27 protein-coding genes, 1 tRNA gene and 1 pseudogene are annotated in these 25,527 nt (G+C 72.5%); 14 read left to right on the top strand and 15 right to left on the bottom strand.

The window, feature by feature from the left end; genetic code table 11:
- Positions 1 to 277: 277 nt before the first annotated feature.
- Positions 278 to 1,144, bottom strand: coding sequence for a LysR substrate-binding domain-containing protein (locus tag ACZ7HT_RS25255; RefSeq protein WP_471169969.1), 867 nt, complete (start codon positions 1,142 to 1,144; stop codon positions 278 to 280).
- Between the two features lie 114 nt (positions 1,145 to 1,258).
- On the opposite strand from ACZ7HT_RS25255, the gene ACZ7HT_RS25250 reads away from it, so the two are divergent.
- The 3 genes from ACZ7HT_RS25250 to ACZ7HT_RS25240 all read left to right on the top strand — a co-directional run bounded on the left by ACZ7HT_RS25250 (position 1,259) and on the right by ACZ7HT_RS25240 (position 3,327).
- Positions 1,259 to 2,326, top strand: a complete 1,068-nt coding sequence (locus tag ACZ7HT_RS25250) for a bile acid:sodium symporter family protein (protein ID WP_471169966.1) — start codon at positions 1,259 to 1,261, stop codon at positions 2,324 to 2,326.
- A gap of 84 nt (positions 2,327 to 2,410) precedes the next feature.
- Positions 2,411 to 2,947: an isochorismatase family protein gene (locus tag ACZ7HT_RS25245; RefSeq protein ID WP_471169963.1), complete on the top strand. Its 537-nt coding sequence runs from the start codon at positions 2,411 to 2,413 to the stop codon at positions 2,945 to 2,947.
- Positions 2,944 to 3,327 (top strand): (2Fe-2S) ferredoxin domain-containing protein, encoded by a 384-nt coding sequence (locus ACZ7HT_RS25240; protein WP_471169960.1) that lies wholly within the window; start codon positions 2,944 to 2,946, stop codon positions 3,325 to 3,327. Before ACZ7HT_RS25245 ends, ACZ7HT_RS25240 begins: the two co-directional genes overlap by 4 nt.
- 32 nt (positions 3,328 to 3,359) lie before the next feature.
- Here the strand turns inward: ACZ7HT_RS25240 and fdhD are convergent, their stop codons facing one another.
- On the bottom strand, positions 3,360 to 4,187 hold the full coding sequence (gene fdhD, locus ACZ7HT_RS25235; protein ID WP_471170340.1) for a formate dehydrogenase accessory sulfurtransferase FdhD: 828 nt from the start codon (positions 4,185 to 4,187) through the stop codon (positions 3,360 to 3,362).
- A 248-nt stretch (positions 4,188 to 4,435) separates the two neighbouring features.
- Between fdhD and ACZ7HT_RS25230 the strand changes: the two genes are divergently transcribed.
- The 5 genes from ACZ7HT_RS25230 (at position 4,436) to ACZ7HT_RS25210 (ending at position 7,619) form a co-directional block, all read left to right on the top strand.
- Positions 4,436 to 5,380, top strand: coding sequence for a beta-ketoacyl-ACP synthase III (locus tag ACZ7HT_RS25230; protein ID WP_471169958.1), 945 nt, complete (start codon positions 4,436 to 4,438; stop codon positions 5,378 to 5,380).
- Between the two features lie 145 nt (positions 5,381 to 5,525).
- Complete coding sequence (locus ACZ7HT_RS25225) at positions 5,526 to 6,077, top strand: hypothetical protein (protein ID WP_471169955.1); 552 nt, start codon at positions 5,526 to 5,528, stop codon at positions 6,075 to 6,077.
- 82 nt (positions 6,078 to 6,159) lie between these two features.
- Positions 6,160 to 6,891, top strand: a complete 732-nt coding sequence (locus ACZ7HT_RS25220; RefSeq protein WP_471169953.1) for a class F sortase — start codon at positions 6,160 to 6,162, stop codon at positions 6,889 to 6,891.
- A 185-nt stretch (positions 6,892 to 7,076) separates the two neighbouring features.
- Positions 7,077 to 7,164 (top strand) — tRNA-Leu (locus tag ACZ7HT_RS25215).
- A gap of 101 nt (positions 7,165 to 7,265) precedes the next feature.
- A complete protein-coding gene (locus ACZ7HT_RS25210; RefSeq protein WP_471169950.1) occupies positions 7,266 to 7,619 on the top strand; it encodes a zinc ribbon domain-containing protein YjdM in 354 nt (117 codons plus the stop codon).
- Positions 7,620 to 7,654: 35 nt separating this feature from the next.
- Here ACZ7HT_RS25210 and ACZ7HT_RS25205 read toward each other — a convergent pair whose 3' ends face one another.
- From ACZ7HT_RS25205 to ACZ7HT_RS25195, 3 genes are read right to left on the bottom strand one after another with little or no spacing between them, the layout of a single operon-like run.
- A complete protein-coding gene (locus ACZ7HT_RS25205; RefSeq protein WP_471169947.1) occupies positions 7,655 to 8,371 on the bottom strand; it encodes a class I SAM-dependent methyltransferase in 717 nt (238 codons plus the stop codon).
- Between the two features lie 34 nt (positions 8,372 to 8,405).
- Positions 8,406 to 8,870 carry a hypothetical protein gene (locus tag ACZ7HT_RS25200; protein WP_471169945.1) on the bottom strand — a complete coding sequence of 155 codons (465 nt, stop codon included), beginning with the start codon at positions 8,868 to 8,870 and terminating at the stop codon, positions 8,406 to 8,408.
- Complete coding sequence (locus ACZ7HT_RS25195) at positions 8,864 to 9,295, bottom strand: ATP-binding protein (protein WP_471169942.1); 432 nt, start codon at positions 9,293 to 9,295, stop codon at positions 8,864 to 8,866. Before ACZ7HT_RS25195 ends, ACZ7HT_RS25200 begins: the two co-directional genes overlap by 7 nt.
- A gap of 270 nt (positions 9,296 to 9,565) precedes the next feature.
- Between ACZ7HT_RS25195 and ACZ7HT_RS25190 the strand changes: the two genes are divergently transcribed.
- The 3 genes from ACZ7HT_RS25190 to ACZ7HT_RS25180 all read left to right on the top strand — a co-directional run bounded on the left by ACZ7HT_RS25190 (position 9,566) and on the right by ACZ7HT_RS25180 (position 11,558).
- Positions 9,566 to 10,441, top strand: a complete 876-nt coding sequence (locus ACZ7HT_RS25190; protein ID WP_471169939.1) for a helix-turn-helix domain-containing protein — start codon at positions 9,566 to 9,568, stop codon at positions 10,439 to 10,441.
- Positions 10,442 to 10,678, top strand: coding sequence for a DUF397 domain-containing protein (locus ACZ7HT_RS25185; protein ID WP_015037566.1), 237 nt, complete (start codon positions 10,442 to 10,444; stop codon positions 10,676 to 10,678).
- A 73-nt stretch (positions 10,679 to 10,751) separates the two neighbouring features.
- The gene (locus tag ACZ7HT_RS25180) at positions 10,752 to 11,558 is read left to right on the top strand and encodes an SAM-dependent methyltransferase (protein WP_352029510.1); all 807 of its coding nucleotides are present in this window, start codon (positions 10,752 to 10,754) and stop codon (positions 11,556 to 11,558) included.
- Between the two features lie 49 nt (positions 11,559 to 11,607).
- Here the strand turns inward: ACZ7HT_RS25180 and ACZ7HT_RS25175 are convergent, their stop codons facing one another.
- Both ACZ7HT_RS25175 and ACZ7HT_RS25170 read right to left on the bottom strand, forming a co-directional pair.
- On the bottom strand, positions 11,608 to 13,497 hold the full coding sequence (locus tag ACZ7HT_RS25175; protein WP_471169936.1) for a M64 family metallopeptidase: 1,890 nt from the start codon (positions 13,495 to 13,497) through the stop codon (positions 11,608 to 11,610).
- Between the two features lie 73 nt (positions 13,498 to 13,570).
- Positions 13,571 to 14,914, bottom strand: coding sequence for a 6-phospho-beta-glucosidase (locus tag ACZ7HT_RS25170; RefSeq protein WP_471169933.1), 1,344 nt, complete (start codon positions 14,912 to 14,914; stop codon positions 13,571 to 13,573).
- A gap of 114 nt (positions 14,915 to 15,028) precedes the next feature.
- Between ACZ7HT_RS25170 and ACZ7HT_RS25165 the strand changes: the two genes are divergently transcribed.
- Positions 15,029 to 15,475: a YchJ family protein gene (locus tag ACZ7HT_RS25165; protein ID WP_471169931.1), complete on the top strand. Its 447-nt coding sequence runs from the start codon at positions 15,029 to 15,031 to the stop codon at positions 15,473 to 15,475.
- A 2-nt stretch (positions 15,476 to 15,477) separates the two neighbouring features.
- Here ACZ7HT_RS25165 and ACZ7HT_RS25160 read toward each other — a convergent pair whose 3' ends face one another.
- The 4 genes from ACZ7HT_RS25160 to ACZ7HT_RS25145 form a co-directional block, all read right to left on the bottom strand.
- Positions 15,478 to 17,565 carry an MDR family MFS transporter gene (locus ACZ7HT_RS25160; protein WP_471169928.1) on the bottom strand — a complete coding sequence of 696 codons (2,088 nt, stop codon included), beginning with the start codon at positions 17,563 to 17,565 and terminating at the stop codon, positions 15,478 to 15,480.
- 64 nt (positions 17,566 to 17,629) lie between these two features.
- Positions 17,630 to 17,824 carry a hypothetical protein gene (locus ACZ7HT_RS25155; RefSeq protein WP_221518607.1) on the bottom strand — a complete coding sequence of 65 codons (195 nt, stop codon included), beginning with the start codon at positions 17,822 to 17,824 and terminating at the stop codon, positions 17,630 to 17,632.
- Positions 17,825 to 18,240: 416 nt separating this feature from the next.
- Positions 18,241 to 19,299: an ATP-dependent DNA ligase gene (locus ACZ7HT_RS25150; RefSeq protein ID WP_471169925.1), complete on the bottom strand. Its 1,059-nt coding sequence runs from the start codon at positions 19,297 to 19,299 to the stop codon at positions 18,241 to 18,243.
- Between the two features lie 203 nt (positions 19,300 to 19,502).
- Positions 19,503 to 19,757: an RICIN domain-containing protein gene (locus tag ACZ7HT_RS25145; protein ID WP_471169923.1), complete on the bottom strand. Its 255-nt coding sequence runs from the start codon at positions 19,755 to 19,757 to the stop codon at positions 19,503 to 19,505.
- Positions 19,758 to 19,962: 205 nt separating this feature from the next.
- On the opposite strand from ACZ7HT_RS25145, the gene ligD reads away from it, so the two are divergent.
- A complete protein-coding gene (ligD, locus tag ACZ7HT_RS25140) occupies positions 19,963 to 20,997 on the top strand; it encodes a non-homologous end-joining DNA ligase (RefSeq protein WP_471169921.1) in 1,035 nt (344 codons plus the stop codon).
- A gap of 76 nt (positions 20,998 to 21,073) precedes the next feature.
- Here ligD and ACZ7HT_RS25135 read toward each other — a convergent pair.
- A pseudogene (locus ACZ7HT_RS25135) lies at positions 21,074 to 21,796 on the bottom strand (IclR family transcriptional regulator); the annotation flags it as partial.
- A 194-nt stretch (positions 21,797 to 21,990) separates the two neighbouring features.
- Here ACZ7HT_RS25135 and ACZ7HT_RS25130 point away from each other — a divergent pair.
- Positions 21,991 to 22,236, top strand: a complete 246-nt coding sequence (locus tag ACZ7HT_RS25130) for a WhiB family transcriptional regulator (RefSeq protein WP_352026574.1) — start codon at positions 21,991 to 21,993, stop codon at positions 22,234 to 22,236.
- A gap of 26 nt (positions 22,237 to 22,262) precedes the next feature.
- Here ACZ7HT_RS25130 and ACZ7HT_RS25125 read toward each other — a convergent pair whose 3' ends face one another.
- The 3 genes from ACZ7HT_RS25125 to ACZ7HT_RS25115 all read right to left on the bottom strand — a co-directional run bounded on the left by ACZ7HT_RS25125 (position 22,263) and on the right by ACZ7HT_RS25115 (position 25,446).
- Positions 22,263 to 23,237 carry an acyl-ACP desaturase gene (locus ACZ7HT_RS25125; protein WP_471169918.1) on the bottom strand — a complete coding sequence of 325 codons (975 nt, stop codon included), beginning with the start codon at positions 23,235 to 23,237 and terminating at the stop codon, positions 22,263 to 22,265.
- A 276-nt stretch (positions 23,238 to 23,513) separates the two neighbouring features.
- Positions 23,514 to 23,774 (bottom strand): Scr1 family TA system antitoxin-like transcriptional regulator, encoded by a 261-nt coding sequence (locus tag ACZ7HT_RS25120; protein WP_471170337.1) that lies wholly within the window; start codon positions 23,772 to 23,774, stop codon positions 23,514 to 23,516.
- Between the two features lie 28 nt (positions 23,775 to 23,802).
- Positions 23,803 to 25,446: an ABC-F family ATP-binding cassette domain-containing protein gene (locus ACZ7HT_RS25115; protein WP_471169916.1), complete on the bottom strand. Its 1,644-nt coding sequence runs from the start codon at positions 25,444 to 25,446 to the stop codon at positions 23,803 to 23,805.
- Positions 25,447 to 25,527: the final 81 nt, after the last annotated feature.

Raw genomic sequence — 25,527 nt, 5'->3', positions numbered from 1 at the left:
ACGGTACCCCACCCGACCGGCCGGTGGGAGGTCCTTCACCAAGCCGCGACATTCCGTGTTCGTACAGGTCAGGGCAGGTGAGGCGGCCAAGTGGAGGGGATCACGGGGCGGTTACTGACCGGCCAGTAGGCCCTCCGGGAGCGAATCTCCACGGAATCTGTACCGACCACTCACGCCCCCGCCCCCGAAGCACCGGGCCGGCGCCTTCTCGCCACCCACCGGGTTCGCCGGGTCGCCCCCGCTCAGCGCGGCCGGTGCTGAGCCCCGGCCTCCCCGCTCAGCGCGGCCGGTGCAGTCGGTCGCCGCCCGCCAGGATCGCCTCCGCGAGGGCGTCCGCCGCCTCCTGGGTCTCCCCGCCCCGGCGCCCCTTGCGCAGTACGAAGCCCACGTCCCCGAGCTCCGGGAGCCCCGCGCGGACCGGCACCGGGACGAGCCCCGGCGGCACCAGGCCCCGCGTGTGCGCCATCACCCCGAGCCCCGCCCGGGCCGCCGCCACGTTCGCGCTCAGGCTGGAACTCGTACAGGCGATCCGCCACGCCCTCCCCTGCGCCTCCAGGGCCTCGAGCGCCCGCGCCCGGGTGATCCCCGGCGGCGGGTACAGGATCAGCGGCACCGGCCGCTCCGGATCGAGCCGCAGCCCCGGCGCGCCGATCCAGATGAGCGTGTCCTCCCAGACGAGCCGGCCCTCGCTCTCGGCCCCGCGCCGCTTGGCCAGGATCAGATCGAGCCGGCCGGCCGCGAGCCGGGCCTGGAGCGTCCCGGACAGCTCGACCGTCAGCTCCAGGTCGACCTCGGGGTGCTCGCGCCGGAAGGACTCCAGGATCTCCGGCAGCCGGGTCGTCACGAAGTCCTCGGACGCCCCGAACCGCAGCCGCCCCCGCAGCCGCGTCCCGCCGAAGAAGGCCGCCGCCCGCTCGTGGGCCTGGAGGATCGTGCGGGCGAAACCGAGCATCGCCTCGCCGTCCTCCGTCAGCTCCACGCGGTGCGTGTCCCGGGCGAACAGCGGACGGCCCGTCGCCTCCTCCAGGCGCCGCACGTGCTGGCTGACGGTCGACTGGCGAAGGCCGAGGCGGTCCGCTGCCCGCGTGAAGCTCAGCGTCTGGGCCACGGCGAGGAAGGTGCGCAGCTGGGTGGGCTCGTACACCCCTCGACGTTATCGCGGAACACGATGACAGTCAGAGTGCTGTACGGGATTCCCGATCACCGGCCGGTGGAGCAGGATGGACGTGCGCGACCCCCCAGCAGAGCAGTGGAGCCCATGACCCCCCGTACGCCCGGCCGCACCGCGCGCCGCCCCCTTCGCCCGCCGTCCCGGATACCCGTCGACGGGTACGTCCTCGCGCTGCTCGGCACGGTCGCCCTCGCCGCGCTCCTCCCCGCCTCCGGGGCCGCCGCGACCTTCACGGAAGGCGCGTCGACCGGGGCCGTCGCCCTCCTCTTCTTCCTCTACGGGGCCCGGCTCTCCACCAGCGAGGCGCTCGACGGCCTCCGGCACTGGCGGCTCCACCTCACCGTCCTCGGCGCCACCTTCCTGCTCTTCCCGCTCCTCGGCCTCGCCGCGCGCGGCCTCGTCCCCGCGGTCCTCACCCCCCAGCTCTACGGCGGCCTCCTCTTCCTCTGCCTGGTGCCGTCCACCATCCAGTCCTCCATCGCGTTCACCTCGATCGCCCGGGGCAACGTGCCCGCCGCGATCTGCGCGGGCTCGTTCTCCTCGCTCGCCGGCATCGTCCTCACCCCGCTGCTCGCCGCACTGCTCCTCGGCGACAGCGCGGGCGGCCTGTCCGCCGACGCGCTCCTGAAGATCGTGCTCCAGCTCCTCGTGCCGTTCCTGGCCGGGCAGTTCCTGCGCCGCTGGGTCGGAGGGCTCCTCCTCCGCCACAAGAAGGTCCTCGGGTACGTCGACCGGGGATCGATCCTCCTCGTCGTCTACACCGCCTTCAGCCAGGGCATGGTCGCCGGCATCTGGCACCTCGTGACCCCCGCCCGGCTCGGTCTGCTGCTCGCCGTCGAGGCCGTGCTCCTCGCGGTGATGCTGGCCGTGACCTGGTACGGGGCCGGGCGCCTCGGCTTCGACCGGGCCGACCGGATCGCGATCCAGTTCGCCGGCTCCAAGAAGAGCCTCGCGGCCGGGCTGCCGATGGCGAGCGTCCTCTTCGGCCCGCAGGCCTCCCTCGCGGTGCTCCCGCTGATGCTCTTCCACCAGATGCAGCTGATGGTCTGCGCGGTCATCGCCAAGCGCCGCGCCGCCGACCAGGAGCCGACGGACGAGCCCACGGCATCGGAAGCCGTACGCGCATCAGTGGCCCCGACACCGGGCGATGCGTGACGCTGCCCCCCTACGCCCCCTCCGTCGGCCGGATCACACCCTCGGCCCGCCCGCGATGATCAACCGGGCCGCTACGGTGCTCCCATGCCCGCTCACGATCTGCCCGCACTCGATCCCGGCAGCACCGCACTCGTCCTCGTCGACCTGATGGAACGCATCGTCGCGCTGCCCCTCGCCCCCCGCCCCGGCACCGACGTCCTCGCCGCCTCCGCCCGGCTCGCCGACACCTTCCGGGCCGCCGGCGCGCCCGTCGTCCACATCCGGGTCGAGCGGCCGAACGTCGACACCCAGCCGCCCGGCAGCGAGCTCGTCCCCGACCTCGTCCGCGACGGCGACCCGGTCGTCGTCAAGCGCACCATCGGCGGCTTCCAGGACACCGGACTCCACGAGCTGCTCGCCGGACTCGGCGCCACCACCCTGGTCCTCGGCGGCATCGCCACCAACCTCGGCGTCGAGTCCACCGCGCGCGCCGCCTGCGACCTGGGCTACGACCTCGTCTTCGCCGAGGACGCCATGGCCGCCCTCACCGCCGACGAGCACCGGGCCTCCGTCGACCTCGACTTCCCGCGCCTCGGCACGGTCGCCCCCGTCCCCGCGATCACCCTGGACGGCCCCGAGTGACCCGGGTGCCGATACGGTACGGGGCCCGCCCCTGCTCCCTGGTCGTCTGCCGCGGCTGCTGCTGCGGCGACGACCGCAAGAACCCCGGCACCGACCACGCCGGGCAGCTCGCCCGCCTCCGCGAGGCCGCCGCGGCGTCCGGCGGCCGCCTGGCCGTCCGTACGAGCGACTGCCTCGGCCCCTGCGCACAGGCGAACGTCGTCGTGGTCCAGCCCTCCACCGAGGGCCGGCGGCGCGGCGGGCGCGCGGCCTGGGTCGGCTTCACCCTGGACGAGGACTGCCTCGACGACATCCTCGCCTGGACGGCCGCGGGCGGCCCCGGCATCGCCCCGCCGCCGGCCACCCTCACCCTCCAGATGATCGACCCGCCGAAGAACTGAGGACGGCCCCACGGCCACGGAACCGAGAGTGGCTATACGGCGATCCGGTGCTCGCCCGCGTACACGTTCATGTCCGGCCCGCGCAGGAAGCCGACCAGGGTCAGGCCCGTCTCGGCGGCCAGGTCCACGGCGAGCGAGGACGGCGCGGACACCGCGGCGAGCACCGGGATCCCCGCCATCACGGCCTTCTGCGCCAGCTCGAACGAGGCCCGCCCCGACACGAGCAGCACCGCCCGCTCCAGCGGCAGCAGTCCCTCCCGCAGCGCACGTCCGACCAGCTTGTCCACGGCGTTGTGCCGGCCCACGTCCTCCTTGACGTCGAGCAGCTCGCCGTCCTCCGTGAACAGCGCCGCCGCGTGCAGCCCGCCTGTCGACTCGAAGACCTTCTGCGCCGCGCGCAGCCGCTCCGGGAGCAGGGAAAGCAGTTCGGGGGCGATCCGCAGCGGGGGAGTGTCGGCGATCGGGAAGCGGGCCGTGGTGCGGACCGCGTCCAGGCTGGCCTTGCCGCACAGCCCGCACGAGGACGTCGTGTAGACGTTGCGCTCAAGCGAGATGTCCGGGACCTTCACGCCGGGGGCCAGCTGCACGTCCACCACGTTGTACGTGTTCCGGCCGTCCTCCGTGGCCCCCGCGCAGTACACGATGTTCCGCACGTCCGAGGCCGCCGCCAGGACGCCCTCGCTCACCAGGAACCCCGCCGCGAGTGCGAAGTCGTCGCCCGGCGTGCGCATGGTGATCGCGATCGGGCGTCCGTTCAGCCGGATCTCCAGCGGCTCCTCCGCCACCAGGGTGTCGGGCCGGGTGTTGACCGCACCGCCCCGGATCCGCAGGACACGCCGTCGCTCGGTGACCCGTCCCATCGTGACGCACTCGATTCTCTCCGCGGGGAAGGCCGGGAAGGCCCTGACGGCCCCCATTCTCCGTCACACTCCTCCGCCGAACGCACGTCCGGGGCCGGGCGGGGGAGCCGTGCCCCGCCCGGGGCCTTGTCACGGTCGGCCAAGCGATACGGGGGAATGTTGGTGGTTTACGTCACCCGTTACTGATCAGTCGCTGACAACACTGGGACATCCTGCCGGACGAACGAACCACCTAGGGGGTCCCGAGAATGACGGGCACTCGCATTGCCGCGCTCGGGCACTACCAGCCCGCCAAGGTGCTGACCAACCACGACCTGGCCGAGCTGGTCGACACGAGCGACGAATGGATCCTCAGCCGGGTCGGCATCCGCACCCGGCACGTCGCCGGGCCCGACGAGCCCGTCGACGAGCTCGCCGCCCACGCGGCCGGCAAGGCCCTCGCCCACGCCGGCCTCACCCCCGGCGACATCGACCTCGTCCTCGTCGCCACCTCCACCGCGATCGACCGCTCGCCCAACACCGCCGCCCGGGTCGCCGCCCGCCTCGGCATGGGCTCGCCCGCCACCATGGACCTCAACGTGGTCTGCGCCGGCTTCACCCACGCGCTCGCCACCGCCGACCACGCGGTCCGGGCCGGGGCGGCCCGCCGCGCCCTCGTCATCGGCGCCGACAAGATGACCGAGATCACCGACTGGACCGACCGCACCACCTGCGTCCTCACGGGTGACGGGGCCGGCGCCGCGATCGTCGAGGCGGTGGAGACCGACGAGGGCGCCATCGGCCCGGTCCTGTGGGGCTCGGTCCCGGAGATGGGCAACGCCGTCCGCATCGAGGGCACCCCGCCCCGCTTCGCCCAGGAGGGCCAGTCGGTCTACCGCTGGGCCACCCAGCAGCTGCCCGCGCTCGCCCGGAAGACCTGCGAGCGCTCCGGCATCACCCCCGAGGACCTCGCGGGCGTCGTCCTCCACCAGGCCAACCTGCGGATCATCGAGCCGCTCGCCGCGAAGATCGGCGCCGTCAACGCCGTCGTCGCCCGTGACGTCGTCGACTCCGGCAACACCTCGGCCGCCTCCATCCCGCTCGCCCTGTCCAAGCTGGTCGAACGCGGCGAACTCACCTCCGGCGCCCCGGTCCTCCTCTTCGGCTTCGGCGGCAACCTCTCGTACGCCGGACAGGTCATCCGCGTCCCGTAGTCCTCGGGGCCGCCGTGCCCCGTTCGGCGGAGCCCCCGTGGCGGCGCGCCGGGGGCGGACCTAGCTTCGATCGCGGTGGGGGTCGTCCCCTTCCGGACGCGGAATCGCTCCGCGTCCGGGCCCTCGCCCGATCTGGAGGACCGCCATGCGCGCGATACGTGCCGCTTCCGCCGCCCTGCTCAGCGCCGTCGCCGTCGTGTCGGTCGCGCCCCTGGCCCTGGCCGACGACGGCAACCACGACATCACGTCGTTCGGCTTCTCCGTCACCCCCGCGACGATCGCCCCCGGCGGCACCGTCACCCTGACGTCCGACGGCTGCGAAGTGCCCTCCGTGACCGTCACCTCGACCGTGTTCGAGACCGTGACCCTCAACGAGGGCCGCCCCGGCACCGCGACCGTGGACGTCGACGCCAAGGCCGGCAGCCAGGTCGAGATCACCTTCGACTGCAAGGGCGAGCGCGGCACCACCCCGCTCACCATCGCCGGCGGTGACACCGGCGGGAACACCGGGCACGACACCGGCACGACGCACACCGGAGCCGTCAAGGGCGTGAAGGCCGGCTACGGCACCGCCGCCTCCGGCGCGGCTACAGAGGGGCTCGGCGCCACCGAGGTGGTCACGGGCGTCCTGCTCATCGCCGGAGCACTCGGCGCCGCCGTCGTGCTCACCCGCCGCCGCGCCGACGGCCGCGCCTGAAACGGCCCCTCCGCCCCGGTGTGACGAGGTCCGGGGCGGAGGGGCGCCAACACGTGCGGAACACGGAGGAGGGAGGGCGGGCGTGGGGCGGTCGGACGGCACGGGCGGCGCGCGGGACACCGAACGCCCACGGGACACCGGCGGCGGCCACGGCACCGGTACCGGACGGCGTGGTGCCTGGGGCGTCATCGCCGTCGTCCTCCTCATCGGCGTGCACCTCGTGCGCGGCGGTACGGGGGCGTCCGGGGCCGACGGCCCGCCGCAGCCCCTCGCCGCGGCCGCCCCCGACGGGACCCGCGCCGGACTCGCCGCGCTCGCCCCCGTGCCCGTACCGGCCCCGCTGCCCGCCTCGCCCCCGGTGCGGGTCCGCGTCCCCGCCGTCCGCATCGACGCGCCGGTCACCGAGGTCGGGCTGGACGCCGACGGCTGGATCGAGGCCCCGTCGCCCGAGGACGACCGGCTCGCGGGCTGGTTCACCGGCGCGGTCACGCCCGGCGAGCGCGGCACGGCCGTCGTCGTCGGCCATGTCGACACCCCGAACGGCCGGGCCGTCTTCTACGACCTCGGCGCCCTCGCCAAGGGCCACCGCGTCGAGATCGTCCGCCGCGACGGCACGACCGCCGTCTTCGCGGTGTACGGGGTCGAGGTCGTCCCCAAGGAGGGCTTCCCCGCCGAGCGGGTCTACGGCGACGCCGGGGTCCCCGAACTGCGGCTGATCACCTGCGGCGGCACCTTCACCGAGGAGGGCGGCTACGCGGGCAACGTGGTGGTCTCGGCCCGTCTGGCCGAAGTGCGCCGACCGCCCACGACCTGACGGATTCCGGCCAGGGGATTGGCCTGGACCGCGCCGCGGTCGTCAGGGTGGCAGCACGGAGCCGGCGTCGGGGGGCGCCGGGCTCCCACCCACTGACCACGGGAAACGCTGGTGAAAGGCGCCTCGAACGCCTGGTACAGTTATCTCTGTCGCCGCGGGGGAAACCCCGGAACGACAATCACCTGGTCCGGGTGGCGGAATGGCAGACGCGCTAGCTTGAGGTGCTAGTGCCCTTTATCGGGCGTGGGGGTTCAAGTCCCCCCTCGGACACCACGGAAAGTGCCGGTCGATCTCGAATCGACCGGCACTTCTCGTTTTCCTCCCGGAAAGCATCGCCCGAGGTCACAGCCACAAGCGACGCTTATCCTGGCTGAATGAACGAGAATCTTCCCCCTTGCCCCGAGTGCTCCTGCGAGTACACGTACGAGATGAACGGTCTGGTCGTGTGCCCGGAATGCGCCCACGAATGGGTCCCCTCCGAGGCGGCCGCTGCCGACGCCCCCGGTGAGCGTGTCATCAAGGATGCCGTCGGCAACGTCCTGAACGACGGCGACACCGTGACCGTCGTGAAGGCCCTCAAGGTCAAGGGCAACCCCTCCGGCATCAAGGCCGGCACCAAGGTCCGCAACATCCGCCTCGTCGACGGCGTGGACGGCCACGACATCGACTGCCGCATCGACGGCTTCGGCGCCATGCAGCTCAAGTCGAGCGTGGTCAAGAAGGCCTGACCGCCGCGAGGCCGCACGGTCACGGGCGTGCGGCCTCACCCAGTGCTTTTCCGCGCCACCACCAGCCTGCAGTGCGGGCTGCCGTCCTCCCGGCGGCCCAGGGCCTCGACCGGGACGAGGGAGACGCCGAAGCCCGACTCCTCCAGGCGGGCGCGGACGTCCGCGAGGCGGAAGGTGCGGTAGTACATGACGAACGACGGGCGCCAGACGGCGTTCCTGACGCGCATCGCCGCGTCGAAGCCCCACAGGGTCCAGTAGAGCCGGGAGCCGACCGGTGGCGGGGCGGGGAGCGGGAAGGCGAAGGTGCCGCCCGGGCGCAAGGCGGCGTGGACCTGCGCGAAGAGGGTGCGCTGGTCGTCCGGGAGGAAGTGGCCGAAGGCGCCGAAGCTGACCGCCAGGTCGAAGGCCGGCGCGAAGGGGAGGGCCAGGGCGTCGGCACGGACCAGGTCGGCGGTCGGGTGGGCGCCGCGGGCCCGGGCCAGCATGCCCGTACTGAAGTCGACGCCCGTGATCCGGCCCGCGCAGACCGAGCGGAGGACGCCGAGACCGGCGCCGGTGCCGCAGCAGACGTCGAGGCCGGAATCGAAGGGGCCGAGGGTCTCCAGGGTGTCGGCGACGGCGCCGAGGAGACGGTCGGAGGTGCGGAAGGGGGTCGCGTCGAACTTGGTCGCGAGCAGGTCGTAGCCGTGCTCGACCGAGGAGAGGGCCTGGACGGTCAGCTCGCGGAGGCTGGGACCCTGCGGGGTGAACATGGCACCGAGCCTAGGGCGTCGGGGCCCGTGCTCGTCAGAGCGTCGTGGTCACCGGCGGGGCCGACCAGGACGGTGCGATGCCCGTCAGCTGGCAGACGAGGAGGTAGAGGGGGATCGGCGGCGTGTAGGGGGAGGTGCCGTCGGGGTGGTGGATGAGGCGCGGGCCGCGGTCCGGGATCTCGGCGCCGCGCGCGTAGCAGGCGGGCAGCGGCCAGGTGACGTCGTGGTCGGAGCCGGCGGGGACGAGCCACCACCACCAGTCGGAGTCGGCGTACACGCAGCCCTTGGCCGGGAGCCGGGAGAGGATCTTGAAGCCGAAGCGGGCGGGGACGCCGACGGCGTCGCAGCCGAGGCCCGTGTGCAGCCCGACGGGCACGGTGAGGCGGGTGGCGCCGAGCCCGTGCGCGCCCCGGGCGGAGTCCGGTGGGCGGCGCGGGGCCGGTACGGAGGCTTCGAGCGGCCGGAAGGCACGCGGGAGGATGCGGATCGACCTCAGCACGGTTCCCCCATGCCGTGGGCGAGTTCCGCCCAGACGACCTGCGCCGTGCCGAGGCCCGTGCGGTCGGCGCCCCAGGCGGTGCAGAGCGCGTCGACGATGAGGAGTCCGCGGCCGCGTTCCTCCTCGCCGCAGTCGCGTATCCGCGGTCCGGCGGGGCCGCCCTCGTCGCGTACGGCTATGCGCAGGGTGTCCTCGCCCTCGCGGAGTTCGCAGACGACGCGGGCGCTCGCGGTGTGCACGACGGCGTTGGTGACGAGTTCGGAGACGACGAGGGCGACGGTGTCGCGTATCTGGGGGCCGCAGCCCCAGAGGATGAGCCGCTCCTCCGCGAGCCTGCGGGCGCGGGCGACGGAGGAGGTGAGGGCCGGGAGCTCGAAGGCGAAACGGCGGACGGGATCGGTGTGCTGCGGTGGGCGCTGGGCCATGACCCGAGGGGCTGCAGGGCTCATGAGACCTGAGGGCTGCGCGTTACCAGAAGCCACGACCGGTTCCTCACAACAGTGGGCAGGACTGCCGTACGGCGCTGTCGCCGTGGCGCGGTGGCGCACGGCGGCAGCGTGTACTGGTTCACCGGAACACTGTCCTCCTGCTTCGGACACTTGGCAAGGGGCACTCTGAAAATTGCAGAGTGCCGTGTTCTCTCTGGCCGGGCTTCATGGCACACTCGTCGAAACAGCGCGTCGGGGAGGTCTGAAGTGAGCGAGCCGCGGTCCGCCCCGACAGTGGGACAGGTCGTCCTCGGAAAGCGTCTGCAGGACCTGCGCGAGCGGGCCGGCATGAAGCGGGAGGAGGCCGCGAAGATCCTCCGGGTGGCCCCGGCCACCGTCCGGCGGATGGAGACCGCCGAGGTCGCGCTGAAGATTCCGTACGTACAGCTCCTGTTGAAGGAGTACGGGATCACGGACTCCGAGGCGGAGGGCTTCGTCGCCCTCGCGGAGGAGGCCAACCTCCCCGGCTGGTGGCAGCGGTTCCACGACGTGCTGCCCGGCTGGTTCTCCATGTACGTCAGCCTGGAGGGGGCGGCGAGCCTCATCCGCGCCTATGAACCCCAGTTCGTCCCCGGTCTGCTCCAGACCGAGGGGTACGCCCGCGCCATTCTGCGCAGCGGGGCGGTCGGCGGCGGCGACGACGCCGCCCGGGAAGAGGACATCGCTCGGCATGTAGCCCTGCGGATGGAGCGCCAGTCCCTGCTGACCAGGGACGACGCCCCCAAGCTCTGGGTGATCATGGACGAGACGGTGTTCCGCCGGCCGGTCGGTGACGGGCCCGAGGTGATGCGCGACCAGCTCGACCGGCTGCTCGAAGCGTCCGAGCTGCCGAACGTCACCCTGCAGATCGCGGAGTTCGCGACCGGCCACCATCCGGGCACCTACGGGCCGTTCGTCCTCTTCCGCTTCGCCATGCCCGAACTCCCGGACATGGTCTACAGCGAGTACCTGACCGGCGCCGTCTATCTCGACGCGCGTCCCGAGGTGGCGTCCCACCTGGAGGTCATGGACCGCATGGCGGCGCAGGCCGCGACTGCACAACGCACGAAGGAGATTCTCCGGAATCTCCGCAAGGAGCTGTGAATGGATCGCATATACAACGGCATGCCCGCCGCAGAGCTCGGTGCCGAGGGTTGGCACAAGCCCTGGAGCGGCGGGAACGGGGGCAACTGCGTGGAGGCCATGAAGCTGGCCGACGGCAGAGTCGCCGTGCGACAGTCCGCAGACCCTGAAGGACCAGCGCTCATCTACACCCACGGGGAGATCGCCGCTTTCATCCAGGGCGCGAAATCAGGTCAGGCTGACTTTCTGCTGACCTGAACCTTCCGCCTCACCCCTACCATCGCGTAACTCTTGTTTCAGTGCCACCCGTTCATCCCGACCAGGAGAGCCGATGACCCAGGAACCCGCATCCGTACGGATCGACACCAGCAAGCCGCATCCGGCGCGCATGTACGACTGGTTCCTGGGCGGCAAGGACAACTACCCGGTCGACGAGGCGATGGCCCGTCAGCTCCTCACCGTCGACGCCCGGGGCCGCGACATGGCCCGCGTCAACCGGGCCTTCATGCACCGCGCCATCCGCTGGCTCAGCGCCCACGGCGTCCGCCAGTACCTGGACGTCGGCACGGGCATCCCGACCGAGCCCAACCTGCACCAGATCGCGCAGGAGGCCGCGCCGGAGTCCCGCATCGTCTACTGCGACAACGACCCGATCGTGCTCGCGCACGCGGCCGCCCTGCTGCGCTCGACCCCGGAAGGGGCCACCGAGTACATCCAGGCGGACGCCCGCGAGCCCGAGGTCATCCTCGAAAGGGCCGGAAAGGTCCTTGACTTCGACCAGCCCATCGCGCTGTCGATGCTCGCCCTGCTGCACTTCGTGGGGGACGAGGACGGCGCGTACGAACTGGTCTCCAAGATCGTCGACAAGCTCGCGCCGGGCAGCTATCTCGTCCTCTCCCACGTCACCGGGGACTTCGACCCCGAGGGCGCGGCGAAGGCGGCCGCCATGTACAAGGCGCGCGGGCTGACCCTGCGGCCCCGCTCGCGCGACGAGCTGGCCGCGTTCTTCGACGGCCTCGAGTTCGTCGAGCCCGGGGTCTCGCTCACCGCCGAATGGCACCCGGAGCTGGGCGAGCCCGTCCCGGTCCAGGGCGACGACCCCATCCCGGGGTGGGCCGCGGTGGCCCGCAAGCCCTGACCCCGAGCAGGACTACGACAAGGGGGCCCGCCGACGGGCCCCCTTCGTGCTACCGCTGCACCAGCGTCACCAGGAAGCTCCGCGCCGGGCCGACGTTGCCGGCCGCGTCGATCGTGCGGTACTCGACGGTGTGCGTGCCGTAGTCCGGGGTGGCGTCGTCCCACGGCACCGCCCGGCTCCGGCCCAGCTTCCCGTACACGAGGTCGTCGATCACCGTGCCGCCCGGCGAGAAGCGGAACGGCGCGTCGGCGTCCGTCGGCCAGCCGTAGTACGTGTACCAGCCGTCGCCGTCGACCCGGAACTGGCTCACCACGGCGCCCTCCCGGTCGTCCCGCGCGGTCAGCCGCATCGTGAACGCCCCGTCGTAGACGTACTCCACCGGCCGCCCGGGACGCCGTACCGTCCGCAGCGGCTCGGACAGCTCGTACGCGGCCGTCGCCGGGCGCGCGTCCACCGTCCAGCTCACCTCCTCGTCCGTGCCCGCGAGACGGGCCGTGAGCGTGTGCGTCCCGGGCGCGACCCGCAGCGCCCGCAGGTCCAGATCACGGTCATCGCGGCCGTACGTCGCGACCGGCCGCCCGTCCAGACGCCAGTGCACGGCGGGCGTGCCGTCCACCGCGTGCGTGGTGTCCGCGTGGACGACGCTCCGGGCGCCGACGGGGGACCCGGTCGGGGTGGACCCGGTGAACGAGGGAACCTCCGGACCCCGCACGGTGGTCAGCGAGGGGTCCACCGTCCAGCTGACGGTCCGGGTGAGCGCCGCCGAGGCGCGGACCGCCGGGTCGCGGACGAAGGGCGTCGGGTCGGTGACCGTCGCCGTCAGGGTGTGCGTACCGGGGGAGACCCGCTGCCCGCGCAGGTCGACGGTGCGGGCGCCCCGGGTGTCGAGCGTCCGCCCGTCCAGCCTCCAGGTCACGGCGAGCGCGCCGCCCACCGGGTGCAGGGTGTCCACCCACACCGTGCGGTCCGCCCCGATCGGCGCCGCGTCCGGGGTGTGGTCCTGGACCAGGTCCACCTTCGCCGAGATCGCCCGCACCATCACCTCGCGCTCCACCTGGTCGAAGGCGTAGCCGAGGGTCTTCATCAGGGAGTGCCGGCTCGGGCGCCAGACGCCCTTCGTGCTGTACATCCCGCCCTCGTGGCGGCCGATGACCCCGCCCGACTCGCTCTCCTCGCCGAGCCAGCGCCACCACTTGGCCCGCTGCTCCCGCATCTGCTCCTCCGTCAGGAGGGTGTGGTGGGCCGAGGAGGGTTCGGGTCCTTCGTAGGCCTCGCCGGGGACGCCGCGCGCGTAGTAGTCGTACTCGTCCTGGAGGCCGCCGAGCGAATGGCCTATCTCGTGCGGGGTGATGAGCGAGGAGAGCGCGTTGCCGCCGGAGGCCGTGGCGTAACTCCCGCCCGCGCCGCCGTAGGTGTCGCTGTGCGCGAGGGCGACGATCTGGCGGTTGGCGCGGCTGGTGCCGGGGACGAGGTCGGCGAGCGCGCCGGCCTTCCGGCTGTCGACGGTCAGCAGCCGCTGCACGCTGTCCGGATTGCAGCCGCCCCAGAAGCCCATGTCGAGCGCCGTGTCACGGGCGGGCGCGGTGAGGCCCGGGTCGCAGTCCACGCCGGACTCGGCGGAGGGGACCTCCACCGCCCACACGTTGACGTACGAGCGGTAGGAGGCGAAGGGCTCGATGCTCCACAGGGTGTTCAGATGCCGTTCGAGGTCCGCCCGGAAGGCCGGCATCTCCGCAGCGGTGTAGCCGTCGCCCATGAACACCAGGTTGAACCGCTTGTCGGCGGGCCCGGTGGTCTGCACGGGGACGACGACCGGCCCCTCGCCGGACGTGGGTGTCTCGGCCGCCGCCTGTGTGGTTCCCACCAGGCCGGCGGCCAGCAGACAGACCGCGGCGAACCGGGCCACGGCACGCCGAACTCCCTTGCGCTGTGAGGTCATGGGGCGCGAGCCTAGGCCGCGCCCCCGACCTCGTAAAGGTGTTCGTCAGCCGTCCGTTCGCCGGCCGGTCATCTCAGTGTCGCAGCCAGGCCAGGCCCGGGTGCTTCGCCGTGTAGCCCTCCACCAGACGGCGGGCGACCGCCACCGAGTCCACCAGGGGGTGCAGTGCGAAGGCCTTGACGGCCGTCGCCCGCGAGCCGCTCTCCACCGCCGCGAGGACCTCGCGCTCCACCGCCTTCACCGCGGTCACCAGAGCGACGGCGTGGTACGGCAGCGGGGCCACCGACACCGGGTGGGCGCCGTTCGCGTCCACGAAGCACGGCACCTCGATCACCGCGTCCGCGTCGAGCACGGACAGCGTCGAGCCGTTGCGCACGTTGAGGATCAGCGTGGTCCGCTCGTCCCGGGCGATCGCCCGCATCAGCGCGAGCGCCACCTTCTCGTAGCCGCCCGACTCCAGGTCCTCCTCGTCGCGCTCCCCGATCCCGGCGGCCTCCCGGTTCGCGGCCATGTAGGTGGCCTCGCGGTCCGCGAGCGTGCGGTGCCAGGCGTCGAGGGCCGGGGTGCCGGGCTTGGCCATCTCCTCGTAGAACGCGCCCTGCTGGTCCCGCAGATACGCCCCGCGCGTCCGCTCGGCCGTCCGGTAGGCGTGCACCGCCTCCCGGTTGAAGTAGTAGTAGTGCAGGTACTCGTTGGGGATCGCGCCGAGCGAGCGCAGCCATTCCGGGCCGAAGAGCCGGCCCTCCTCGAACGAGCCCAGCGCCTCCTCGTCGGCGAGCAGCCGCGGCAGCACGTCCTGTCCGCCGACCCGCAGCCCCCGGAGCCAGCCCAGGTGGTTGAGGCCCACGTAGTCGATCCAGGCCTCGTCCGGGTTCGCGCCCAGGATCCGGGCGACCCGGCGGCCGAGGCCCACGGGGGAGTCGCAGATGCCGACGACCCGGTCCCCGAGCACCCGGGACATCGCCTCCGTGACCAGGCCGGCCGGGTTGGTGAAGTTGATGACCCAGGCGTCGGGGGCGAGTTCGGCGATCCTCCCGGCGATCCGTACGGCCACGGGCACGGTCCGCAGGCCGTACGCGATGCCGCCCGCGCCCACCGTCTCCTGGCCGAGCACGCCCTCGGCGAGCGCGATCCGCTCGTCGGCCGCCCTGCCCTCAAGACCGCCGACCCGGATCGCCGAGAACACGAAGTCCGCCCCGCGCAGCGCCTCGTCCAGATCCGTCGTCGCCGTCACCGCCGGCGCGTCCGGCACGCCCTCCGCCTGATCGGCGAGGACCCGCGCGATGGCCGAGAGCCGCCCCTCGTCGAGGTCGTACAGGGTGACGTGCGTGACCCGCCCCTCGGCCTGGTCGCCGAGCAGGGCGCCGTACACCAGCGGCACCCGGAATCCGCCGCCTCCGAGAATCGTCAGTTTCATGCTCGTACGCTACTGGGACGAGTGCTCTGAGCAGCGGGATTCCAGGAGGTCGTCCACGAAGGCGTCCGCATGCCGGGCGCCACCGCGCCCCGCCGGGTGGGGGACAATGGCGCCATGTCCCGACGCAAGACCCGCCCCCGCACCTCCCCGGCCGCCGCCGCGCCCGCCGTGACCGCGGCCTCGCCCTGCCCCTGCGGACTCGACGCCGCGTACGGCGCGTGCTGCGGCCGGTTCCACTCGGGCACCGCCGGCACGGCGCCCACCGCCGAGCTCCTCATGCGCTCCCGCTACAGCGCCTTCGTCGTCCGCGACGAGGCGTACCTGCTGCGCACCTGGGCGCCGGAGACGCGGCCGGGCGAGGTCGACTTCGACCCGGGGATGCGGTGGGCCGGCCTGGAGATCGAAGGGGCCACCGACGGCACCGCCTTCCACCGGGACGGCACCGTCACCTTCACCGCCCGCTACGTCCACGGCGGCGAGGCCGGCGCCCTGCACGAGCGGAGCCGGTTCGCCCGCCACGAGGGCGCGTGGGTGTACGTGGACGGCGACTTCGTCGACTGAGCTCAGCGCGCGCCCGCCGGCACCGGTTCCCTCGGGAGCCCCTGCGCGAGGTCCTCGGCCACGATCTTCTTGGCGATGGCGTCCGTCGCCACCCGCAGCTCGGGCCCGCTGGGTCGGCCCCGCTCCTTCTCGACCTGGTCGGACAGCCAGTCGCCCCAGGCGTGGGTGATGACCTCCGCCTCCCGCTTGCCCGCCGTGGTGTGGGAGAGCAGGTTGCCGTCGCGGGTCAGGAAGCCCTCGTCGACCATCCGGTCGAAGACCGGGAGCAGCACCTCCGGCGGCACCCGGCGGCCGGCCGAGATCAGGCCCAGGCTGGCGTGCCCGACGGTCCGGGTGAAGAGCTCGACCTGCATGACCGCCCAGGCCCCGGCGAAGTCGAGCCGGGTGTCGGAGCCGATGACGATCCGGCGGGCCGTGTCCAGGTCCTGGCGGCGCAGGATGCGGCCGACGGAGAGTTCGAGGAGCTTCTCCGAGTCGCCGGACATGGTGGGGGAGCCGAAGCCCTCGCCCATGTCGGGGGCGGCGGAGCGGGCCGAGTCGCGCAGCTCCACCTGCTTGAGGAAGAGGGCGACGACGAAGCCGACGGCCGCGACCGGCACCGTCCAGAGGAAGACGGTGTGCAGGGTGTCGGCGTAGGCCTGGACGATCGGCTCCGCGATCCGGTCCGGGAGCCGGTGCAGGCCGGCCGGGTTCTGGGCGGCCTGCGCGATTCCGGCCGGGTTCACGCCGAGGCTCCTGGCGATGGTGCCGGCCTCGACGAGCCCCGAGGCGAGGTTGGGCTTGAGGGAGTTGGTGTAGATCGTGCCGAAGACGGCGGTGCCGAAGGAGCTGCCGAGGGTGCGGAAGAAGGTGACGCCGGAGGTGGCGGTGCCGAGGTCGGCGTAGTCGACGGTGTTCTGCACGGCGATGGTCAGGACCTGCATGCACAGGCCGATCCCGGCGCCGAGGACGAACATGTACAGCGACTCGAGCCCGGTGCCGCTGCTCGGTCCCATCAGCGAGAGCAGGTAGAGGCCGATGCCCATCACCAGACAGCCGACGATCGGGAAGACCCGGTAGCGGCCGGTCTTGCTGACGTAGTTGCCGCTGAAGATGGAGGCGATGAGCAGGCCGACGACCATGGGCAGGGTGCGGATGCCGGACATGGTCGCCGACTCCCCGTCGACGTACTGCAGATAGGTCGGCAGGAAGGTCATCGCGCCGAGCATGGCGAAGCCGACGACGAAGCTGAGCACGGAGCAGACGGTGAAGACCGGGTTGCGGAACAGGCGCATGGGCAGCATGGGTTCGGGCGCCCGGGTCTCGACCCAGCAGAACAGGCCCAGGGCGACGAGGCCGCCCACGAAGAGCCCGATGATGACCCCGGAGCTCCAGGCGTACTCGTTGCCGCCCCAACTGGTCGCCAGGATCAGGGCGCTGGAGCCCACGGCGACGAGCGCGATGCCGGCGTAGTCGATGACCGGCCGGCTCGCCGAGCGCACCGAGGGGATCGTCCGGGCGGCCGCGATGACGACGAGGATCGCGATGGGGACGTTGACGTAGAAGGCCCAGCGCCAGCTGAGGTGGTCGGTGAACAGGCCGCCGAGGAGCGGTCCGATGACGGTCGAGACACCGAACACGGCGCCGATCGCGCCCTGGTACTTGCCGCGTTCGCGCAGCGGGATCACATCGGCGATGAGCGCCATCGAGGTGACCATCAGGCCGCCGGCGCCGACGCCCTGGAGACCGCGCCAGACGATGAGCAGCGTCATGTTGGTGGCGAGTCCGCAGAGGAACGAGCCGGTGATGAAGACGACCGCGGAGATCTGGAAGATCACCTTGCGGCCGAAGAGGTCGCCGAACTTGCCGACGAGGACGGTCGCGACCGTCTCCGCGAGCAGGTAGGAGGTGACCACCCACGACATGTGGGCGGCGCCGCCGAGGTCCGAGACGATCGTGGGCAGGGCGGTGCCGACGATCGTCTGGTCGAGGGCGGCGAGGAGGACGCCCAGCATGATCGTGCCGAAGACGATGTTGCGGCGGCGGCTGTCGAGCACGGGTGGCTCGGTGGCGGCCGAGGGCGCGGGCGCTGCGTCGCTGGTCGTGGTCACTCTCGCAGCGTCACACCGCCACGGCCCTCACGCATCCGGGGGACGGCCGGACAGGTGCCCTGCGTCAGGGGGTGACGGGCAGTCGGGGGTGGTGCTTGGCGAGGATCTTGTTGGCCCGGGCGAGGGCGGCCAGCGCGTGCTCGCGGTCCGCCCGGTCCTCCGCGCAGAGCGGTCCCCGGAAGCGGTACACCTCGCGCGCCGCGCAGTCCGCGTCGACCTCGGCCTGGAGCACGTGCAGCGGCAGGCAGGCGCCGATCATCGCGGCCACGCTGTCGGGGATCGGGACGGGAACGAGGCGCGAGGGCGAGGTGATCACGGGTCAGTCCTAGTCGGTCCGGGGAGGGTAAGGAAGGGTCTCCTCTCCAATACGTACCGGATCGGCGTCCGGGTTCCGGCACGGCGATGTCGCGGCCGGGCAACGGCCGGGCGCGCCCGGGGGAGGCCGCGCGGGCCCCGGGGGAGCGGACCGGGCGCGGGCGCGGGCCGGCGCCGGACGCGTTCCCGCAGGTACGGGGCCGGGCACCGATCGTCGCCTTGCGCACGGTCCTTGCGTATCGCTCGGACGTTCGCCGAACGCACGGTCGGTCCGAGGTGTCGCGGGCGGGTCGTGCGGCCGTCGAATGTGTGGCATCTCACGTTGCGGCGCGCCGGTTTCCCGGATCGCGCTTTCCACGGCTACGTGAGGATCTCGGCCAGGTCGTACGAGACGGGCTCCTCCAGCTGCCCGTAGCCGCAGGACTCCGGCGTCCGGTCCGGGCGCCACCGCTTGAACTGCGCGGTGTGGCGGAAGCGGTCGCCCTCCATGTGGTCGTAGCCGACCTCGCAGACCCGCTCCGGCCGCAGCGCCACCCACGACAGGTCCTTCTTGCCCGACCAGCGGCTCGGCGCGCCCGGCAGCCGCGCCCCCTCGTGCGCCGCCTCGTCCGTCCAGGCCGCCCACGGGTGTCCGTCCGGCGGGTCCATCCGGAGCGGCTCGAGATCCTCGACGAGCTCGGCGCGGCGGGCGGCGGTGAAGGCCGCGCACACGCCGACGTGCTGGAGGACGCCGCGGTCGTCGTACAGACCGAGCAGCAGCGAGCCGACCACCGGACCGCTCTTGTGGAAGCGGTATCCGGCCACGACGACATCGGCCGTCCGCTCGTGCTTGATCTTGTACATGAGGCGGGCGTCCGGCCGGTACGGCAGATCGAGCGGTTTGGCGATCACCCCGTCGAGCCCGGCGCCCTCGTACTGCTCGAACCACCGCTCCGCGACCGCCGGGTCCCGGGTCGCCGGCGCCAGGTGGACCGGCGCGTCGACCCCGTCGAGGAGGCGCTCCAGTGCGGCTCGGCGCTCGCTGAGCGGGGTGTCGAGCAGGGACTCGTCCCCGAGGGCGAGCAGGTCGAAGGCGATGAACCGGGCCGGGGTGGTCTCGGCGAGCATGCGGACCCGGGAGTCGGCCGGATGGATCCGCTCGGAGAGCCGGTCGAAGTCGAGGCGACCGTCGTGCTCGATGACGATCTCCCCGTCGACGACGCAGCGCTCCGGCAGCCGGGCGGAGAGGGCCCCGGCCAGCTCGGGGAAGTAACGGGTGAGCGGCTTGCCCGTACGGCTGCCGATGACGAGCTCCGGCCCGTCCCGGTGCACGATCGCACGGAAGCCGTCCCACTTCGCCTCGTACTGCATCCCGGGCGGGATCCGCTTCACGGACTTGGCGAGCATCGGTTTCACGGGCGGCATCACCGGAAGATCCATTGCTCTCCACCTGCCCTTACGCCTGTGAGTGACCGTGAATCCTCGTGGTACCGGCCGAGTCGGTCACCATCTTCCGCCACGCGCGCGACCACGGCACGGCGAGCGCTGCACGGGCTCACCTGATGCCCTGCCTGGCGTGGCAGGCCGTCCAGCGGGGGGTGGGCAGGGTGCCGGACGCATGCCCGACACCCGCTCAAGGGGGTCTACCAGTCCACGGCCGTGATGCTGAAGCTCTGGTCGGCGCCGTAGTGGCACGACCACAGCCGCGCGGGAGCGCCCGCCTGCTGGCTCCAGCCGCCGATCTCCAGGCACTTGCCGCTGTGGACGTTCACGTAGTAGTACTCGCCGACGGGCAGGTTCGTCGAGGAGTAGCGGTGCCACTTCTGGTTGGCGCCACCGGTGCAGGGCCACTGGCGAACGGCCGCGCCGTTCGCCGTGCTCCGGTCCTCTGCAGTCAAAAAGGGAGGAATCCGGCGACCGGCCGGAAGATGATCATGATCGCACAGGTTGACGGCCAACGGACGTCGCGAGCGGCCCACTTGGGCCATGACGTAAGGCGCGCCGTCCCGGCTTGGCGGAACTGATTCCTCCTCTTGATATTCGGCGCCCATGGGGTTTTTGTCCGGTATGCGGAAATGGTCGGCGAGCCCTAGGCTGACCCGCATGGCAGGCAAGGCGGCAGCGGTGGAGCTCGAGGTCGGCGACCGGACCGTGCGGGTCTCCAACCCCGACAAGGTGTACTTCCCTGAACCCGGCTACACCAAGATGGACCTGGTCCAGTACTACCTGGCCGTGGGCGACGGCGTCACCCGCGCCCTGCGGAACCGCCCCACCACCCTGGAGCGCTACCCCGACGGGGTGACCGGCGAGTCCTTCTTCCAGAAGCGCGCCCCCAAGTACCTCCCGGACTGGATCCCGACGGCCCACATCACCTTCCCCAGCGGCCGGTCGGCCGACGAGATGTGCCCCACCGAGCCGGCCGCCGTGCTCTGGGCGGCCAACCTCGGCGCCGTCACCTTCCACCCCTGGCCGGTACGCCGGGACGACACCGACCACCCCGACGAACTGCGCATCGACCTCGACCCGCAGCCCGGCACGGACTACAGCGACGCCGTCCGCGCCGCCCACGAGCTGCGCGCGGTCCTGGACGAGCACGGGCTGCGCGGCTGGCCGAAGACCTCGGGCGGCCGGGGCCTCCACGTCTTCGTGCCGATCGCTCCCGAATGGACGTTCACCCAGGTCAGACGGGCGGCGATCGCCTGCGGCCGGGAGCTGGAGCGGCGGATGCCGGACCGGGTCACGATCAAGTGGTGGAAGGAGGAGCGCGGCGAGCGGATCTTCGTCGACTACAACCAGACGGCCCGGGACCGCACGATCGCTTCCGCCTACTCCGTACGCCCCCGGCCGCACGCCCCCGTCTCGGCGCCGCTGCGGTGGGAGGAGATCGACGAGGCCGTGCCGAGGGACTTCGACATCAGGACGATGCCGGCGCGGTACGCGGAGGTCGGCGACGTCCACGCGGACATGGACGACGAGCGGTTCAGCCTGGAGTCGCTGCTCGAACTGGCCCGGCGGGACGAGGCGGAACACGGTCTCGGCGACCTGCCGTACCCGCCGGAGTACCCGAAGATGCCGGGCGAGCCGAAGCGGGTGCAGCCGAGCCGGGCGAAGAAGGAGAAGGAACCGGAGGAGAAGTAGCGGGGACCTGGTCGGCGAAGACGGCGACGGAGGCCCGGACGGCCGGCGGCCCCGGAGGCTGTCCGGCCCGCTCGCCCGGCTCCCGGCGCTCCGCCGGGGCGAGCAGCAGCACCTCGAGGGCACGCGCGCAGGCCCGCGCCTGCGCCAGGTACCAGTCGAGGCGCGCGTCGGTGATCAGCCAGGAGGCTCCCCGGACCGAGAGCGCGAACCTCGCGTGCCCCGCCCGCCCCAGGACCGGCACGGCCAGCGCCCGGACCGCGTGGGCCGGTTCGCCGTCGTCGAGGGCGAACCCCGCTTCCCGTACGCGCGCCGACTCGGCGGTGAGAGGGGCGGGTTCCTCGTCCGCCCGCGGCCACGCGAGCAGCACCTTCCCGAGCGCCGTCGAGTGCAGCGGCCGGCGCAGGCCCACCCTCGGGGTCACCGTGCCGCCCGCCACGATCACCGCGTGCGGGCCGCTGCGCAGCGCCAAGTCGGCGGTCGTGCCCGTCCGTTCGGCGAGATCGGCCAGCTCGGGCCCCGCCCGGTGCAGCCCCCGCTGGTGGTACGAGAGCCGGCCCAGCTCGGTCATCGCCGGGCCGAGCCGGTAGCGCGCGGTCCTGGCGTCCTGCTCCAGGAAGCCCGCGCCGAGCAGGGTGCGGGCGAGCCGGTGCGCCGTGGAGGTGGACAGCCCGAGCCGGCGCGCGAGGTCGGAGGCGCTCAGGTCGGGCCCGTTGTCGTGGAAACAGTGCAGCACGTCCAGTGCGCGGCGGACCGCCTGGGCGCCCGCCGGGGGCCGCCCGGTGCCGGCCTCGGTCGTCATGGGGTTCGCTCCCCGTGGGTGATCATGCTCCCACGCTCCCACATGGCGGGAGCCGGATCAGACCCCGGACGAGGACGGAAACACACCGTTCATACGCGCTTCCGGCCGGCCGGGAACGCCGCACCGGGCGCGATGTATGCGCCATTGATCGAACGTTGATGGCGCGTTTACGGCCCCTGGGCAGGCTGTCGGTCATGGATACCGACGTGCTGACCGCCCCCGACCTCTCCTGGCGTGAGAACGCCCTGTGCGCCCAGGCGGGCCCGGAGTTCTTCTTCCCGGCCCCCGGTTCGTCGACGCGCGAGGCGAAGCAGCTGTGCGGGGCGTGCGAGGGGCGCCTCGCGTGTCTGGAGTACGCCCTGGCCCACGACGAGCGGTTCGGGGTGTGGGGCGGGCTCTCCGAGAAGGAGCGCGGGCGGCTCAAGCGGCAGAGCCGCTGAACCGCCCGGCCGCCCCGGTGGGCGGCTCAGCCGGCCGCGCGCGCGGCCATCCGGGCCTTGCGGGCCGCGAGCTTCTCGTCGAACTTGCTCGCCTCGCTGTCCAGACCGTTCATGTAGAGCCCCAGCTCCTCCTGGGCGCGCAGGCCGTCCGGGCCGAGGCCCTCGATCTGGAGGACCTTGAGGAAGCGCAGGACGGGCTGGAGGACGTCGTCGTGGTGGATGCGCATGTTGTAGATCTCGCCGATCGCCATCTGCGCGGCCGCCCGCTCGAAGCCCGGCATGCCGTGTCCGGGCATCCGGAAGTTGACGACGACGTCCCGCACGGCCTGCATGGTCAGGTCGGGGGCGATCTCGAAGGCCGCGCCCAGCAGGTTGCGGTAGAAGATCATGTGCAGGTTCTCGTCGAGCGCGATGCGGCTGAGCATCCGGTCGCAGACCGGGTCGCCGGACTGGTGGCCGGTGTTGCGGTGCGAGATGCGGGTGGCGAGCTCCTGGAAGGCCACGTACGCGACGGAGTGCAGCATCGAGTGCCGGTTGTCGGACTCGAAGCCCTCGCTCATGTGCGCCATCCGGAACTGCTCCAGCTTGTCCGGGTCGACGGCGCGCGAGGCGAGCAGGTAGTCGCGCATCACGATGCCGTGCCGGCCCTCCTCGGCGGTCCAGCGGTGCACCCAGGTGCCCCAGGCGCCGTCGCGGCCGAAGAGGCTGGCGATCTCGTGGTGGTAGCTCGGGAGGTTGTCCTCGGTGAGCAGGTTGACGACGAGGGCGATCTTGCCGATGTCGGTGACCTTGGACTGCGACGGCTCCCAGGCCTCGCCGTCCTCGAAGAAGCCGGGGAAGTTCCGGGCGTCGGACCACGGCACGTACTCGTGCGGCATCCAGTCCTTGGTGACCTTGAGGTGCCGGTTGAGCTCCTTCTCCACGACCTCTTCGAGCGCGTAGAGCAGCCGTGCGTCGGTCCACCCTGCCGAGCTGCCGAGGGAGGGAGAGGTGAGCGTCACGGGGAACTCCTGGGGACGGAGAAGGGCATACGGGCATACCTACGGATTCGTAGGTTACGAGACCGTAGGTTAAGCCTCCGTAAGGCGTCGGCCAAGCCCGTCCCGGCGATGTCCGGTTACGTTCCGTTATGCGCGCAGCTCCGGAGGGGTGCCGGAGACGCAGGTCACGTCCTGTCCGGCGTCCGCCGGTCAAGCGGCCGACTACGCAGCGCAGATGCCCGGCGCCTCGGAGCGAGTGATCGGCGGCTCAGAGCAGATGGTCCGCCGCCCCGGCCTTCACGGCCGGGATGAGCGCCCGCGGCGGCGCGCGAGCCGGGCCTCCAGGCCGGGTCCCGGCAGTGCGGGGACGGCGGTGTCGAAGACCGCCCTGGCGTGCTCCTCGGTCTGCCGGAGGCCCGGGACGTGGGTGGTGACGGAGGTCTCCAACTCCCAGGCGTGGAACTCCGGTTCGGCAAGGTCGAGGGGGGCGGGCGGGAGCGGCCCGCGGTGCTCCTCCCACCAGCCCCGGTCCCGCTCGCAGTTCGAGGCGCCGCGGATCGTCCTCTACGACCAGCACCCGGCCCGATCACGCCGTGCTCGGGGCCGTCCCCCTGATCTCCTCCGGCGTCGTCGGCCGCAGCTCGCCGTCGAGCAGCAGCCAGCGGGTGATCCCCAGCGACTCCAGGAACGCCACGTCGTGGCTCGCCACGATCAGCGCCCCCTCGTACGCGTCGAGCGCCGCCGTCAGCTTCCGCACCGACGCCATGTCCAGGTTGTTCGTCGGCTCGTCCAGCATCAGCAGCTGCGGAGCCGGCTCCGCGAGGAGCAGCGCCGCGAGCGTCGCCCGGAAACGCTCCCCGCCCGACAGGGTGCCGACCGGCTGATCCGCCCGCGCCCCACGGAACAGGAACCGCGCGAGCCGGGCCCTGATCGTGTTCGCCGTCGCCTCGGGTGCGAAGCGGGCCACGTTCTCCACCACGCTCAGCCCGTCGTCGAGCACGTCGAGCCGCTGCGGCAGGAAGCGCAGCGGCACCCGCGGGTCCGTCTCGCCCGCCAGCGGCTCCAGCTCCCCGGCGATGGTCCGGAGCAGCGTCGTCTTCCCGGCGCCGTTCCGCCCGACCAGGGCGATCCGCTCCGGACCGCGCAGCTCGAACGCGCCCTCGACCCGCGCCCCGTAGCGCAGCTCCAGGTCCCGCAGGTGCAGGACCTCGCGGCCCGGCGGCACCGAGGTGAGCGGCAGCTCGACCCGGATCTCGTCGTCGTCCCGTACCGCCTCCACCGCCGCGTCGAGCCGCTCCCGCGCCTCCGAGAGGCGCTCCATGTGCAGTGTCTTCTGCTTGCCGGCCGTGACCTGCGCGTCCCTCTTGTTGCTGTTGGCGACGAGCTTCGACGCGACCTTGTTCTCGAAGCTCTTCTGCCCGTACCGCCTCCGGCGCGCCGACTTCGTCTGGGCGTCGGAGAGTTCGCGCTTCTGACGCTGCACGTCGGCCTCGGCGACCCGCACCATCCGCTCAGCGGCCTCCTGTTCGGCGGCGAGCGCCGTCTCGTACGCGGACCAGTTGCCGCCGTACCAGGCGACCTCGCCGTCGCGCAGGTCGGCGATCTGGTCGACGCGCTCCAGGAGTTCCCGGTCGTGGCTGACCACGACCAGGACCCCGGACCACTTCTCCACCGCCTCGTACAGCCGGGCGCGGGCGTGCAGGTCCAGGTTGTTGGTGGGCTCGTCGAGCAGTAGTACGTCGGGCCGGGCGAGCAGCAGCGCGGCGAGGCGCAGCAGCACGGACTCGCCGCCCGAGATCTCGCCCACGGTCCGGTCCAGGCCGACGTGGTCGAGTCCGAGCTGGTCGAGGACGGCCCGGGCCCGCTCCTCCATGTCCCAGTCGTCGCCGATCGCGGTGAAGTGCTCCTCCGCGGGGTCGCCCGCCTCGATGGCGTGCAGGGCGGCCCGCTTGCCTGCGATGCCGAGGATCTCGTCGACCCGCCGCGAGGTGTCCAGGACCAGGTTCTGCGGGAGGTAGCCGAGCTCGCCGGTGACCTTGACGGTGCCTTCCAGCGGGGTGAGTTCGCCCGCGAGCAGCTTGAGGAGGGTGGACTTGCCGGAGCCGTTGAGCCCGACGAGCCCGGTACGGCCAGGACCGACCGTCAGCCGGAAGTCGTCGAGGACCTCGGTGCCGTCGGGCCAGGAGAAGGAGACGGAGGAACAGGTGAGGAAGGTGGGGTGATGCGCCATGGAGGCTCCCGGTCGCGTGGGTGTGGAAAGGGGGCAACGCGAGAGACACCGGGGCGCGGGCAGTGTGGAGAACGGCTCGTA

The sequence above is a fragment of the Streptomyces sp. NPDC037410 genome, assembly GCF_055602235.1.
This window is presented reverse-complemented; position numbering and strand designations above follow the sequence as displayed.

Bases quoted from the DNA above. Each gene is read 5' to 3' on its own strand.
- ACZ7HT_RS25205 (WP_471169947.1), bottom strand. From the start codon at position 8,371: ATGTTCACCCCGCAGGGTCCCAGCCTCCGCGAGCTGACCGTCCAGGCC.
- ACZ7HT_RS25230 (WP_471169958.1), top strand. From the start codon at position 4,436: ATGACGGGCACTCGCATTGCCGCGCTCGGGCACTACCAGCCCGCCAAG.
- ACZ7HT_RS25210 (WP_471169950.1), top strand. From the start codon at position 7,266: ATGAACGAGAATCTTCCCCCTTGCCCCGAGTGCTCCTGCGAGTACACG.
- ACZ7HT_RS25170 (WP_471169933.1), bottom strand. From the start codon at position 14,914: ATGAAACTGACGATTCTCGGAGGCGGCGGATTCCGGGTGCCGCTGGTG.
- ACZ7HT_RS25180 (WP_352029510.1), top strand. From the start codon at position 10,752: ATGACCCAGGAACCCGCATCCGTACGGATCGACACCAGCAAGCCGCAT.
- ACZ7HT_RS25150 (WP_471169925.1), bottom strand. From the start codon at position 19,299: ATGGATCTTCCGGTGATGCCGCCCGTGAAACCGATGCTCGCCAAGTCC.
- ACZ7HT_RS25245 (WP_471169963.1), top strand. From the start codon at position 2,411: ATGCCCGCTCACGATCTGCCCGCACTCGATCCCGGCAGCACCGCACTC.
- ACZ7HT_RS25225 (WP_471169955.1), top strand. From the start codon at position 5,526: ATGCGCGCGATACGTGCCGCTTCCGCCGCCCTGCTCAGCGCCGTCGCC.
- fdhD (WP_471170340.1), bottom strand. From the start codon at position 4,187: ATGGGACGGGTCACCGAGCGACGGCGTGTCCTGCGGATCCGGGGCGGT.
- ACZ7HT_RS25195 (WP_471169942.1), bottom strand. From the start codon at position 9,295: ATGGCCCAGCGCCCACCGCAGCACACCGATCCCGTCCGCCGTTTCGCC.
- ACZ7HT_RS25115 (WP_471169916.1), bottom strand. From the start codon at position 25,446: ATGGCGCATCACCCCACCTTCCTCACCTGTTCCTCCGTCTCCTTCTCC.
- ACZ7HT_RS25130 (WP_352026574.1), top strand. From the start codon at position 21,991: ATGGATACCGACGTGCTGACCGCCCCCGACCTCTCCTGGCGTGAGAAC.
- ACZ7HT_RS25165 (WP_471169931.1), top strand. From the start codon at position 15,029: ATGTCCCGACGCAAGACCCGCCCCCGCACCTCCCCGGCCGCCGCCGCG.
- ACZ7HT_RS25175 (WP_471169936.1), bottom strand. From the start codon at position 13,497: ATGACCTCACAGCGCAAGGGAGTTCGGCGTGCCGTGGCCCGGTTCGCC.
- ACZ7HT_RS25185 (WP_015037566.1), top strand. From the start codon at position 10,442: ATGGATCGCATATACAACGGCATGCCCGCCGCAGAGCTCGGTGCCGAG.
- ACZ7HT_RS25155 (WP_221518607.1), bottom strand. From the start codon at position 17,824: ATGATCGGCGCCTGCCTGCCGCTGCACGTGCTCCAGGCCGAGGTCGAC.
- ligD (WP_471169921.1), top strand. From the start codon at position 19,963: ATGGCAGGCAAGGCGGCAGCGGTGGAGCTCGAGGTCGGCGACCGGACC.
- ACZ7HT_RS25250 (WP_471169966.1), top strand. From the start codon at position 1,259: ATGACCCCCCGTACGCCCGGCCGCACCGCGCGCCGCCCCCTTCGCCCG.